The sequence below is a fragment of the Streptomyces saintjeani genome, assembly GCF_055409605.1.
In genome coordinates, this window is sequence record NZ_CP189624.1 from 4,560,076 (window position 1) to 4,572,348 (window position 12,273).

At 68.6% G+C, this 12,273-nt stretch carries 15 protein-coding genes; 7 read left to right on the forward strand and 8 right to left on the reverse strand.

Features of this window, described 5'->3' with window-relative positions:
- Positions 1–30 precede the first annotated feature (30 nt).
- Together ACQCO7_RS20665 and ACQCO7_RS20670 are read right to left on the reverse strand one after the other, a co-directional pair.
- Positions 31–282 carry a hypothetical protein gene (locus ACQCO7_RS20665; protein ID WP_464073246.1) on the reverse strand — a complete coding sequence of 84 codons (252 nt, stop codon included), beginning with the start codon at positions 280–282 and terminating at the stop codon, positions 31–33.
- Positions 279–680 carry a hypothetical protein gene (locus ACQCO7_RS20670; protein WP_464073247.1) on the reverse strand — a complete coding sequence of 134 codons (402 nt, stop codon included), beginning with the start codon at positions 678–680 and terminating at the stop codon, positions 279–281. Before ACQCO7_RS20670 ends, ACQCO7_RS20665 begins: the two co-directional genes overlap by 4 nt.
- A 167-nt stretch (positions 681–847) precedes the next feature.
- Between ACQCO7_RS20670 and ACQCO7_RS20675 the strand changes: the two genes are divergently transcribed.
- Genes ACQCO7_RS20675 through ACQCO7_RS20685 form a run of 3 tightly spaced genes read left to right on the forward strand, consistent with a single transcriptional unit; the run spans position 848 to position 2,327 of the window.
- Positions 848–1,693 (forward strand): helix-turn-helix domain-containing protein, encoded by an 846-nt coding sequence (locus tag ACQCO7_RS20675; protein WP_464073248.1) that lies wholly within the window; start codon positions 848–850, stop codon positions 1,691–1,693.
- Complete coding sequence (locus ACQCO7_RS20680) at positions 1,675–1,944, forward strand: DUF397 domain-containing protein (RefSeq protein WP_464073249.1); 270 nt, start codon at positions 1,675–1,677, stop codon at positions 1,942–1,944. The genes ACQCO7_RS20675 and ACQCO7_RS20680 overlap by 19 nt, the downstream gene beginning before the upstream one ends.
- The gene (locus tag ACQCO7_RS20685) at positions 1,941–2,327 is read left to right on the forward strand and encodes a barstar family protein (RefSeq protein ID WP_464073250.1); all 387 of its coding nucleotides are present in this window, start codon (positions 1,941–1,943) and stop codon (positions 2,325–2,327) included. The genes ACQCO7_RS20680 and ACQCO7_RS20685 overlap by 4 nt, the downstream gene beginning before the upstream one ends.
- A gap of 2 nt (positions 2,328–2,329) precedes the next feature.
- On the opposite strand, the gene ACQCO7_RS20690 is transcribed toward ACQCO7_RS20685, so the two are convergent.
- From ACQCO7_RS20690 to tgmA, 4 genes are all read right to left on the reverse strand, one after another.
- Positions 2,330–2,992, reverse strand: coding sequence for a class I SAM-dependent methyltransferase (locus ACQCO7_RS20690; RefSeq protein ID WP_464073251.1), 663 nt, complete (start codon positions 2,990–2,992; stop codon positions 2,330–2,332).
- An 81-nt stretch (positions 2,993–3,073) separates the two neighbouring features.
- The gene (gene tgmC, locus ACQCO7_RS20695) at positions 3,074–4,270 is read right to left on the reverse strand and encodes an ATP-grasp peptide maturase system methyltransferase (protein WP_464073252.1); all 1,197 of its coding nucleotides are present in this window, start codon (positions 4,268–4,270) and stop codon (positions 3,074–3,076) included.
- Positions 4,270–5,241, reverse strand: a complete 972-nt coding sequence (tgmB, locus tag ACQCO7_RS20700; RefSeq protein WP_464073253.1) for an ATP-grasp ribosomal peptide maturase — start codon at positions 5,239–5,241, stop codon at positions 4,270–4,272. Before tgmB ends, tgmC begins: the two co-directional genes overlap by 1 nt.
- Positions 5,242–5,244: 3 nt before the next feature.
- Complete coding sequence (gene tgmA, locus ACQCO7_RS20705; protein ID WP_464073254.1) at positions 5,245–5,517, reverse strand: putative ATP-grasp-modified RiPP; 273 nt, start codon at positions 5,515–5,517, stop codon at positions 5,245–5,247.
- A gap of 437 nt (positions 5,518–5,954) precedes the next feature.
- On the opposite strand from tgmA, the gene ACQCO7_RS20710 reads away from it, so the two are divergent.
- Both ACQCO7_RS20710 and ACQCO7_RS20715 read left to right on the forward strand, forming a co-directional pair.
- On the forward strand, positions 5,955–7,061 hold the full coding sequence (locus tag ACQCO7_RS20710; protein ID WP_464073255.1) for a Tat pathway signal protein: 1,107 nt from the start codon (positions 5,955–5,957) through the stop codon (positions 7,059–7,061).
- Between the two features lie 121 nt (positions 7,062–7,182).
- Positions 7,183–7,368: a DUF6087 family protein gene (locus ACQCO7_RS20715; protein ID WP_464077252.1), complete on the forward strand. Its 186-nt coding sequence runs from the start codon at positions 7,183–7,185 to the stop codon at positions 7,366–7,368.
- Between the two features lie 307 nt (positions 7,369–7,675).
- Here the strand turns inward: ACQCO7_RS20715 and ACQCO7_RS20720 are convergent, their stop codons facing one another.
- Both ACQCO7_RS20720 and ACQCO7_RS20725 read right to left on the reverse strand, forming a co-directional pair.
- A complete protein-coding gene (locus ACQCO7_RS20720) occupies positions 7,676–8,461 on the reverse strand; it encodes an alpha/beta fold hydrolase (RefSeq protein ID WP_464073256.1) in 786 nt (261 codons plus the stop codon).
- A gap of 178 nt (positions 8,462–8,639) precedes the next feature.
- Positions 8,640–8,846 carry a hypothetical protein gene (locus ACQCO7_RS20725; RefSeq protein WP_409118718.1) on the reverse strand — a complete coding sequence of 69 codons (207 nt, stop codon included), beginning with the start codon at positions 8,844–8,846 and terminating at the stop codon, positions 8,640–8,642.
- A gap of 233 nt (positions 8,847–9,079) precedes the next feature.
- On the opposite strand from ACQCO7_RS20725, the gene ACQCO7_RS20730 reads away from it, so the two are divergent.
- Entirely contained in the window at positions 9,080–9,652 is a 573-nt protein-coding gene (locus ACQCO7_RS20730) for a MarR family winged helix-turn-helix transcriptional regulator (protein ID WP_464073257.1), read from the forward strand.
- Between the two features lie 94 nt (positions 9,653–9,746).
- Positions 9,747–12,218 (forward strand): MFS transporter, encoded by a 2,472-nt coding sequence (locus ACQCO7_RS20735; RefSeq protein ID WP_464077253.1) that lies wholly within the window; start codon positions 9,747–9,749, stop codon positions 12,216–12,218.
- The last annotated feature ends 55 nt before the right edge of the window (positions 12,219–12,273 follow it).

A 12,273-nucleotide genomic window follows, 5' to 3' on the forward strand; every position in this document is an offset into this window, starting at 1 on the left:
GAGGGGTTCTTCGGCGGCCTTGCTGTTTTTCTAGGCCCTGGTGATCGTCGCGGCCACGACGAGGCTGATGACGCTGGTGGCCGTGAGGAGGATCGTCCACAGGGTCGGGGCGAACTTGGGGGTGGGGAGCGGGGGTTGGGGGGTGCGGGGTGGGGGTGCGATGCGGGGTGGGGGTGTTGCGTAGGTCGGGGGGACCTGGGTGATCTGGCTGGGGTGGGGGGAGTTGGGGCGGCGAGGGGTGAGGGCGTGGGGGTTGGTGTGGGGGTTGGTGTGGGGTGTCACTCGGCGAGGGCCTTCGGGTGCGCCTGCGTGTGGTGGCGGCGCAGGAGGACGTTCGCGTCCGTGGCCGCGCTGTAGTCCTTGGCCTTGTGCGCCGTCCTGCGGAGGGTGGCGAGTTCGTCGCAGGTGGCGCAGTTGGGGTACGGGCGCGGGGGTGCGCTCAGGTCGATCGCCGGCTCCAACGGGGGGTTCTTCGCGGGGTCGTTGCGGGTGAGGTGGTTGGCCGCCTTCACTCCGGCGCCGATGCGTTCGCTGTCGGTGGGGGGCCGGAGGGTCTCGGGGTCGGCCTGCCACTCGGTGCCGCCGCCGACGGGGCGGAGCATGGCGTACTTGCCGAGGAGGGCCTGGTATTCGCCGACCTTGTCGAGGGCGGGGTCGTAGAGGAGGGTTCCGGGTTCCATGGGTTTCTGTCCTTTCGCCCAAGTTCTGTACGGAATGCGGCAGTTGTAATACTCTGCGTATTCCTGGGTAGTACGAGGATGGCCCATGGACGGTGGTCGTACAGGTCGAATCGGGTCTGGTGCACCGCTTGTTGGCTTCGTGCACCGGCTAGGACGGAGGGGACAGGATGTCGCGGAGGCTGCCGATCACCGGGATGAGCCAAGAGCCGAGGGAACGGTTCCGGCAGGTGATCAAGGAGTACCGGGAGCAGCAGAGGTTGAGCTTCAGGGAGTTGTCTAAGAGGTTGGGATGGGATCAGTCGCTGCTCAGCAGGTTGGAAAGCGGGGCGACGATCGGGAGTCCGCAACTCGCCATGGGGCTGGACACGTTCTACGGGACGACGCCGCTCATCTTGACGTTGTGGGAGTTGGCGGCTGCGGATGCCGCCCAGTTCCGGCCGCAGTACCAGCAGTACATGAAGTACGAGGCGATGGCGCTCGCGCTGTGGCACTACGGCGTGAGCAGGCCCCCAGGGTTGCTCCAGACAGCCGGGTACGCACGTGAAGCACTTGCGGCGGGTGGCTTGTTCGACGGGGAGGAACTGGAGCAACAGATTGATGCCCGTACCGGTCGGCAGGCGATCTTGGAGGGGGAGGGAGCGCCGACGTTCCGCACGATCCTCTGGGAAGCGGTGTTGCGGAACTCCCTGCGTGATCCGGCCGCGTGGCGCGAGCAGTTGGAGTACTTGGTGGAGGCATCGGCGCGTCCCAACATCACCATCCAGGTACTGCCGTTCGGCGCAGGGCTGCACCCCCTCGACGGCAACTCCATGATGTTCCTCAAGCTCCCGGACAACAGGACCGTCGCCTACACGGAAAACGACGTACGGGGCGATCTGTTCGAGGAAACGCACGTGGTCGGCCCTCTGAACCGTGCCTATGATTCCGTACGTGACTTGGCGTACAACCCAGCCGAGTCACGCCGGTTCATCATGCGGATGCTGGAGGAAGTGCCATGCGAGCGATCGACCTGAGCAACATCACGTGGCACAGGAGCAGCTACAGCAACTCGTCCGGCGGCGAGTGCCTCGAAGTCTCCGCCGACCTACTGAACATGGCCGACTGGCACAAGAGCAGCTACAGCAACTCCGACGGCGGCCAGTGCCTCGAATTCGCCCCCAACCTCCCCTCCCTCGTCCCCGTCCGCGACAGCAAAGACCCCTCCCTCGGCGCCCTCCTCTTCACCGCCGCCTCCTGGAACACCTTCGTCGACTCGGTCAAGTGACCCGGACCTACGTCCTCGACGGCACCCGGATCCACACCCTCGACGACTTCTGGCTCACCCTCGGCTCCGCCGTCAACGGACCCGGCGGCTACTTCGGCCGCAACCTCGACGCCCTCGTCGACTGCCTGCGCGGCGGCTTCGGCACCCCCGACGACGGCGACTACGTCATCGAGTGGCACCACCACGACGTATCCCGCGAACACCTCGGACACCCAGAAACGGCCCGCCAGTTGGAGCTCCGCCTCGCCCACTGCCACCCCACGAACCGCCCCTCAGTCCTCGCGGACCTCACGGCGGCCAGAGAGGGCCGGGGCGACACCGTGTACGACTGGCTCCTGACCATCTTCGAGGACCACGCACCCGGCGTACTGCGGCTGCGGTGAGGTCAGGACGGCCGGGCGGTGACGATCAACGTCCCCAAGGCCCCCTCCTCCCGGTTCGGCCACACCCGCGCCCTCACGCCAGTGAACCCGTGCCGCTTCAGGATGTCCGTCCACTGCTCCGCGCTGTACTGCCAACGGCACACGGTCAGTTGGCCCTCCCTGCCCTCCAGCCACCTCCCGCCCATCCGCTGCGCGCCGTACTGACCCGCGACGGGCTCCCGGTGCGAGAACGCGAACGTGCCGCCGGGAGCGAGGCGTTGCCGTACGAGGGGGAACAGCTCATCGGGGTCGACGAACCACACCGCACCCCACGTCGAGTAGATCGCGTCGAACTGCCGTGTCCCGTCGGCGAGATACGCGCACGCCTCCGCCTCCACGAACGTCAACTCCGCGATGTGGGACCAGAAACGCCGAGCCCGGTCGATCTGGACGCCGGAGAAGTCCACGGCGGTGACCTCGGTACCGTGGCCGGCCAGGTACGCGGCGTTCTCCCCCTCGGCCGGACCCAAGTCCAGCGCTGTGGCCGGGGAGTTGAGGAGTTCCGCGCCGGGGCCGCCGTCGTCCGCTCCTGTCCAGTCGAAGCGCTGCGCCGCAGGGGGTTCCTGGAGAGCGGGACGGTACTTGTCCCAGTACTCGGGCGGGGTGGTGGGTGCTGCGCCGGACATGGGTTCCTCCGGGAGTCATGTGGCTTGGTGGAGCGAACGCGGACCGCCTCAGTGGAGAGCATGACCAAAGACCACCCCTGTTCAGAGGCGTGGCAGGCGCAGGCCAGGCATCTGCGAGTGCCTCAAGTGCTGCCCACCGCCGTAGACATGCAGGGTGAACGTCTCCGGGCCCGGTCGGCCCGCCTCGTCATACGCGGACAGCACGGTCTCGATCCGCTCCCATAGCCGTACGGGTCCGCTCTCACGCACTTCCCAGTGGCCGTCAGTTGGTGTGAGGGTGGCAGCGGAGCCGGTCACGACGTCGACCAGGTGCACCACATCGCCGACTTCTGTCATCTGCGCGTCCGGTACGGCGCATTGGGCGAGGAACCGGGGATGGAACGCTTCCACCGTGCCGGCAGTGATCCGGTCCGGACTGTGCCGGGCAGGACGGCTGCTCTTCGGGAGTCCTGCGGCCCAGTGAGCGGGATTACCGAAGGCCGGTGCCGCGTGGGTACGGGCGGACATGAACGACACTGTGCCGGGAAGGAGTTGTCCTTCCGCAGTACCGTCGTCGTGCACGGTGAGCAGGACACGCGCATAGCCGTAGAGCCAGCCGGACAGGGTCAGCAGGACCTTTCCCCCGGGCCGGACCTGAGCGAGAAGAGCGGGTGGCACGGCGCGGAAGGAGCAGGCGGCGACGATCCGGTCGAAGGGCGCCTCGGGCCAGTAGCCGTACAAACCGTCGACCACAGCGAGGGTGGGCGTATAGCCGCAGGCATCCAGCGCGTCTGCGGCCCGCTCCAACCGACGGGGATCGACTTCGATGGAGGTGACGGCGGCCGATCCGAGGCGCTCGCAGGCCAGTGCGGTGGAATAACCGGTGCCGGTGCCGATCTCCAGAACCGTATGGCCGTCGTGGAATTCGGCGTCCGCCCACATCCGCACGACCAGTGACGGCAAGGTGGACGAAGATGTGAGAGCACCACCACGCCTGACCTGCGGGGATTTCCAGTCCGGTTCAGCGCCGTCAAGCTGAGTGATCAGCGTGGTGTCGGAATAGGCACTGGTGAGCCAACGGCCGTGGTCCGACTCGGCGGTAACGGGTTCCCACACCGTCAGGCCCTGGCTGTCAGTGTCGTCGGCGGGCAGATAGAAGCCGGGGACGAACCGGTGCCGGGGTACTGTCCGGACGGCTTCCCGCCAGCCGGGATCGTTCAGGACTCCCTTGTCGGTGAGAGCCTGGGTCAGGGTTCGGCGTAGGTGGGCGGCGTCGGTCTCCAGGTCGGCGGACGTCATCAGGTCCCGCCTCCTTCCATGCTCAGGATGTCGGCGAAAGCGGCGGCGATCTGGTCGGCATCAGGCAGCCAGCCCCACTGGCCGTTGGGGTTGCATTCGATGAACACCCAGTCCTGCGTGACCGTTCCGTCACCGGTCAGGGCGAAGTCGAAGCACCCGAAGACCAGACCGAACTCCCGTAGATAGCTCAGAGTGGCCTCGGCGATCGGAACGGGCACCGCGATGGGGTTGTGGTCGAGAGCGTCCCAGTCGCCGCTTCTCCAGTCCAGATCGCCGGTGGGCGTGGTGATCCGCTGAGCGAAGATCCGGTTACCGACCACGGTCATCCGTACGTCGGCGACCTTGGGGATCTCGGCCTGGAACATATGAGCGGTGACCTCGATCGAGTCGTCGAACGTGTCAGGGTCGACCCTCTGTGCCCAGATCACTCCGGCACACCCGTCATCGGAGGGTGGCAGGCCGCGGAAGGACTTGTAGATGACAGGTGCGTGCTCGGCGGCGAACTTCCGCGCCGCGTCCGCGTCGTTGGTGACCAGGGTGGGTGGGATCTGGAGGCCGAGTCGGGCGGCGGTCTGCAACTGGGCGGGTTTGAAGTCGGCGCGGGAGGTGGCGGCGGGGTGGTTGACGTACAAGGCACCAGGCAGGTGGGTCAGCAGTCCACCCAGGCCGTAGCGGGCCTCGGCGGTGGCGAAGTCGCGGACTTGCGGGGGCAGATGCTGGAACGGCCACGGGCTGGGGCGACGGTAGTAGACCGCCGCCACCTGCCCGAGATCCAGCTCTCGGCTGGTGGTGCGCAGCCGACCGCTCCAGCGCGTCTTCGCGCCACCGATCGTCGCACCGAAGCGCAACGCGGGGCCGATGTCAGCCGGGTCGGCCCGAACCACGTGCACGTCGCGGGCCGCTACGGACTCCACCACCCAGTCGGCGGTGACGTCCTCCAGTGCGGTGACGACCAGAACGGTGAGCTTCATGGATCAGTCCGACGTGTAGTCGACGTTGTTGTCGTCGTTGGTCTGCGGCTGCTGAGGCCCACTGCCGTCGCCGCCGCCTCCGGACTTGGTCGTGGTGCCGCTGCTCTTGTTGGTGCCGTGCTTGGCCATCTCCACGATCTGGCCGACGGTGTCGGTGTAGACGGCGGTCTGGGTGGCCGCGTTCATCTCGACGGTCGCGTACGCCGCCGGGCCGACCGGCAGCCGGTCGGTGACCAGCCTCATCGCCCACGGAGTGGGGAGTACAGGTGTCGCCACGCGTGTTCCTTTCCCTTGCGTCTCGTACCGCTGCACACTGCCTCGTACGGATAGCCGGACGGCTACCGCTCCAGCAGAATCCCCCTCCGGCCGTATCCCCGGCCAGTACCGTAGAGGTCGCGAATCGTGGCGAAATTGCCACGTTCCGTGACCGAAGATTCGGGGAGGGCTTGACGACGATGACCGGCAGAACAGGCAACCCGCACCTGACCTTATGGATCGCGGCCACCGGCCTGTCCCACAGTGAGATCGCTCGTCGGATCGCTATGGAAGCGATCCATCGAGGTCACCGACAGATCGCACCCGACGCCACCCGTATCCGTCGCTGGATCGATGGTGAACGTCCCCGCCCACCCGTACCCGCGCTGCTCGCGACGGTAGTCTCCAGCGCACTCGGCCAATCACTCACCCCGGGTGATCTCGGCCTGACGGCCACCATGCCCAGGCTGGACAACATCCAGCTCCCGATGCTGACCGAGGCAGCTGCCCAGACCCTGGCCGGATGGACCCAGATGGATCTCTTCCTTGATCGCCGCGACACCCTCAAGCTCGCCCTCGGCACGCCGCTGATCCTCGCGGCCGAGCGGATGCTGGGCGGTACCGCCCGCAGGCTGGACCACGTCGCCAAGGGCTTCGACACAGACACGACCCTTGCGCTGGAGGAGGTCATCGCGTTCTTCGCGAAGGCCGACGCTTCCAAAGGCGGCGGCCTGTACCGGTCCGCGATCGTCGCCCAGCTCGCCGAAGTCGCCCGCCGCATCACCAACGGTGTCCCGGCCAAGCTGAAGGCCCGGGTCTTCACGGCGACCGCCGATCTGGCAGCCCTGGCCGGGTGGGTCAGCCACGACTGCGGCCGGTACGCCACCGCTCAGCGGTACTGGTCCTACGGCATCTACGCGGCCTCGGAAGCCGGGCAACCTGATCGTGGGGTGGAGATCATCACCCGCATGTCCCACCAGATGATCTACCTCGGGCATCTACAAGACGCTCTCGGTCTGCTCGGCGTCGCCGCCCCGAAGGCCGGCATCCCCTCCACCAAGGCGCTGGTCGCCTCTCAGACCGGCCGGGTCCACGCCGCCCTCGGCGACGAACGAAGTGCCGAGCGATATCTCGGTCAGGCGGACGAACTCGTCGCGGACGGCCTGGGTGACGTCCCCGGCTGGATGGACTACTTCGACGCCGCTGAGCACGCCGGCGCCCGCGCGGTCTCCGCCCGCGACCTGAACGGCATCGGCGACCGCCGCCGCGCCAGCGTCCACTTCACCGATGCTCTCGCCCTGCGTAGGCCCGGCTTCGAGCGGGTGAAAGTCATGGACCGCGTGGGCCTGGCTGCCGCGCTGTTCGACGAGGGGGAGCCGGAGCGGGCCGCCGCAGCTGCTCAGCAAGCCCTTGATGAGGCAACCCGGGTGGACTCCGCGCTCGTCGCCTCCCGGCTCAACACACTCCTGGACGCCTCCCGTCCCTACAGGACGGCCGTAGCGGACGAGGTCCGCACGCGCGCCGCCGATCTCGCGGCAGCACGTCCGACAGCGGTCGCTGCCTGAGACCATCGGTTCCATGGGCAAGCACTCCCGGCCCGGACCGCCGAACCAGCAGTCCCGCGCCACACCACGCGTCGACCCCACCGACCCACTCGCTCCGTACAGCAAGCGGCGCATTCCACCTATGGACGTCTGGCGACGCCACCGTCCGCTGCACGGTGGCGGGACCCACCTCCGCCCTGCCGAACCCCGGGTACTGGAGCAGTGGAGCGGGTTCTCGTACGAACCCGTGGGCACCGCCGCGAATCTCACGGAGGCTCGGCGGTGGGCGGCTGAACAAGCACCCGGCGACGAACCACCAGCGAACTGACCGTACGCGATCGAGTTCCGGTCACCCCGTGGAATCAAGGCGCGGGCGACCACAGCGGCGAGGCAGACGGACGAGCAGGCGCGCGTGCTACCGGCGCCACAGGCGAGGCCCAGGATCTGACGGTGCACTCGTCGATCAGCGCGGCAGCCGGGCTCTGGTTACGAGGCGCACAACGCCCTCGCCGAGCACGGCTTCATCTGTCCCGACGGCCGCGACTGGCGCTTCCGCGCCGACTTCGTGTTCAACGGCAACGGTGCCGCGCAGGGGCAGGCTTTGCAGGGCAAGCCGTCGTGACCGGTCCAGAGTCCTAGGCCACGAGGAACTCCCCCAGCACCGCGCCGACTTCGCCCGGCGCGTCCATCGCGATGAGGTGTGCCGCGTTTGTGAACTCGACGAGTTCCGCGCCGGGGATCTCGGATGCGTACCTGCGCGCGATGTCCTGGAAGTCGGGGACGTCCAGCTTGCCGAGGGCGACGAGGGTGGGGACGGATATGCCGGCGAGGTCGCCGTTGCCGGGGCCCTGGGAGTGGTCGCCCACGGCTTCCTGGTTCGCCAACAACGTACGCATGGGGCCCCGGAGTTGCTCCGCCAGCCCCTCGCCGACCTCACCCCAACTCCGTGCGGGGCCCTTCAGCCACATGTCCAAGTTGATCCGTACGGCCTCGTCCAGGTCACCCGCCTCCAGCGCCGCCGTCTCCGCCGCGTCGTACGCGATCATCTCCGCCGACCAGTCGTACCCCGGCCAGGGCGCCGTCAGCATCGCCAGCGCCTGTACGCGGGCCGGGTGCGTGAGGGTGAAGTCGAGAGCCACCCGGCCTCCCCAGGACGCGCCTACGAGGCGTACACGGCCGTGTCCTAGGTGGTCCAACAGACTTGCCAGGTCGTCCACTTCACGGAACGCGCCGGTCGGCGGCGCGGACTCGCCGAACCCGCGCAGGTCGTAGCGCACCACCTCGTACCGCTCCGCGAGCGCGGGCACGACGCCGTCCCACATCCGGTGGTCGGCGACGCCGGCGTGCACAAGCACGACCGGCGGGCCGTCGCCGGTCACGTCGTAGGCGAGGTGTCCGAGGTCGTCGTGGAGTCGCTGCATGCACGGATGATCTCAGGGCCGGTCGAGGGCCTCGATCGCGCGGAGGATGAGGCTGACGGGCCGGGCGGGCGGCGTTCACCGCAGCGGCGTACCCCCCACACGACCAGGCCCGCGCTCTCCCGTTCGGGTTTCGGGAAGCGCGGGCCTGAGGTCGAGGGCGGGGTGGTCCCCCGTGGGGTTACTTGAAAGCCAGCCACGCCACCGCCGCCACGACCACGACGGCCGCCACGACGACGGCGATCAGGCCGACGCGAGGGCCGGAGGACGTGCTGGGGGTGGCTGCCGGGGACGACGCCTGGGGGGCGCCCTCGTCGACGAACGCGCGGAACATCTGGGTGCTGCCGGCGGGGTCGTAATTGCCCTGCGGGTTCTGGTTGTTAGCCATGCGTCGAGAGGTTAGCGAAGAGGGGGGTGGGGGCCCAAGCGGGGGTTCCCGCAGCAGCGCCGAAGCTGGTCGTCACAGCGTCGGGCGGGGGTCCGTCCACCCACCCCACCTGCACATTTACTCTCGCAATACTTGCCTTTGCCAAGTTTTTGTCGCCCCGATCCCCTTTTTGTTTGCCTGTAGCAACCAACGACTCCTAAGGTTGCTCCAGGCAACGAAAGAGGGAGGCAGGGATGGCTGAGCAGGCGCAGTTCTCCGAGCTGGCGCGTCAGCTCACCGCTTTCGGGGCCGTGAAGCGGGAGCTGGAGCGGATTCTGCCGCCGGACTGCCCCGCGGGGTCGACCGCCGTGCTGGGCTTGCTCGGGCGGTACGGCGAGATGCGGATGACGCACCTCGCGGAACTGCTCTCGGTCGACATGTCCGTCAGCAGCCGGCACGTCGCCCACCTCGTGGACCGGGGCTGGATCGAGCGCGCCGCCGACCCCGCCGACAAGCGGTCCCGCATCCTGCGGCTCACCCCGGCCGGCCGCGACAAGCTCGCGGAGCTGTCGCGGCGGAGCGTGGAGCTGCTCGCCGAGCGGCTGGACGGCTGGTCCGCGAAGGACGTCGACCAGTTGACGCGGCTGCTGACGCGGCTGCGCGCGGAGTTCGACTGCCGACCGGGGCGCCCGGGCGCCGTACGGCCGTCGCACGCCGGCAGCGCCGACCCCGGCGTACCCCGCCCGGGCGACCCGCACCCCCGCCCCCAGCCGCCCCCGCCCCCTCCCGTACGCCGGCGATCCACCCGTACACCCGCGATCACATAAGACAAGGAACTTCATGGCTACCACCACACCGCCCGGTGTGCGGGCTCACGGCAAGCACGGGGGCGGAACCCCGGCACCCCACGCACACGCACCCATGTCCCACCGGCAGATCATGGAAGCCCTCTCCGGGCTGCTGCTCGGGATGTTCGCGGCGATTCTGTCGTCGACCATCGTGACCAACGCGCTGCCGAAGATCATCAAGGATCTCGGGGGCGGGCAGTCCGCGTACACGTGGGTCGTCACCGCCGCGCTGCTCGCCATGACCGCCTCGACTCCCCTGTGGGGCAAGCTCGCTGACCTCGTCAGCAAGAAGGCGCTCGTTCAAATAGCCCTGGTCATCTACATCGTTGGGTCCGTCATCGCCGGACTCTCCCAGAACTCCGGGATGTTGATCGGCGCCCGGGTCATCCAGGGGCTCGGCGCCGGTGGGCTCACCGCGCTCGCCCAGATCATCATGGCCGCGATGATCTCGCCGCGTGAGCGCGGCCGGTACTCCGGTTACCTCGGCGCGACGTTCGCCGTGGCGACCGTCGGTGGCCCGCTGATCGGCGGGGTCATCACGGACACGAGCTGGCTCGGCTGGCGCTGGTGCCTGTACGTCGGCGTGCCGTTCGCGCTGATCGCGCTCGCGGTGATCCAGAAGACGCTGCACCTGCCGGAGACCAAGCGTCAGGTCAAGGTCGACTGGACGGGCGCGTTCTTCATCACCGCCGCCGTCAGCCTGCTGCTCATCTGGGTGACGTTCGCGAACGACAAGTACGACTGGCTGTCGTGGCAGACGTACACGATGGTCGGCGGTTCGCTGGTGCTCGCGGCGGTCTTCATCCTCGTCGAGACGAAGGCCAGCGAGCCGATCATCCCGCTGCACCTGTTCAAGAACCGGACCATCACGCTCGCGTCGATCGCCTCGCTGTTCGTCGGTATCGCGATGTTCTCCGGGACCGTCTTCTTCAGCCAGTACTTCCAGCTCGCGCGCGACAAGTCCCCGACGATGTCCGGGGTGATGACGATCCCGATGATCGCGGGCCTGTTCGTCGCGTCGACCGTCTCCGGGCAGGTCATCACCAAGACCGGCAAGTGGAAGGCGTGGCTGGTCTCGGGCGGCGCGCTGCTGACGGCGGGCCTCGGGCTCATCGGCACGATGCGGTACGACACCGACTACTGGAAGATCGGCCTCTTCATGGCCGTCATGGGCCTCGGCGTCGGCATGATGATGCAGAACCTGGTCCTCTCCACGCAGAACCAGGTCGCCCCGCACGAACTCGGCGCCGCCAGCTCGACGGTGACCTTCTTCCGCTCCCTCGGCGGAGCCGTCGGCGTCGCGGCGCTCGGCTCGGTCATGTCGACGCGGATCACGCACTACGCGAAGGACACGATCACGTCCCTCGACCCGCAGTCGCAGACGGCGGCGGCGAAGGCGACGGGAACCGGCGCGCTGCCGGACATGAACTCCCTTCCGGGACCGGTGCGTTCGTGGCTGGAGAGTGCGTACGGACACGGCATCGCGGACATCTTCCTGTACGTCGCTCCCATCGCGTTCCTCGCGTTCTTCGTGACGCTGTTCATCAAGGAGGTTCCGTTGCGGACGACGGGGGCCATCGCGCAGGCGGCTGGTGTGGGCGAGGCTCCGGTGGCCCCAAGTGCGGCTGCCGAGGCGCCTGTTGAAGTTCCCGTGCCTTCCTGGGCGGAGGCCGAGGTCGACGAGACGGCGAAGGTTCCGGCGCTCGTCGGAGCAACTGCCGTACAGACACAGGCCGTTACCTCCACCATCACCAACTCCGCGAGCACAGGCGGTGGTTCGGAAACCGGCACCGCCATCCACGGCTACGTACGCGGCGCCGAGAACGCTCCCGTCCCCACCGCCGCCGTCACGCTCATCTCCCTCGCCGGTCGCCAACTCGGCCGCGCGGTCGCCCAGTCGGACGGTTCCTACGGCGTCGACGCGCCCGGTTCCGGCTCGTACGTCCTCATCGCCTCCGCCGACGGGTTCCAGCCGCAGGCGTCCACGATCGTCGTCAACGGCGAGCCGGTCGCGTACGACATCCTGCTCAGCGGCACCAGCGGGCTCGCCGGTGTCGTACGGGCCGCCGAGGGCGGGGACGGCGTCAAGGACGCGATGGTCGTCGTCACCGACGTACGCGGGGATCTCCTCGCCACCGGGACGACCGGGGAGCACGGGGAGTTCTCCTTCGGGGAGTTGGTGCCGGGTGCGGTGACCGTCGCGGTCAACGCGAGCGGGTTCCGGCCGCGCGCGCTGCCCGTCGAGATCGGGATCACCGGCGTCACCCGCGCCGAGGTCGTCCTCGACGCCGGCGCGTACCTCCAGGGCGTCGTCCGCGCGCCCCACGGTCCCCTCTCCGACGCGCGCGTCACGCTCGTCGACGCCGCCGGGAACGTCGTCGGGACCTCCACCACCGGCTCCGACGGTGCGTACGCCTTCTCCGACCTCGACAGCGGTGAGTACACCGTCATCGCCACCGGGTATCCGCCGGTCGCCGCCGGGCTGACCGTCGCCGGGCACGGGGTCGACGGGCACGACATCGAACTCGGCCACCCGGGCGAGTGAACCGGCAGTGAGCAGGGGCCCGTGGTGGGGTAGCCATTCCCCGCCGCGGGCCCTT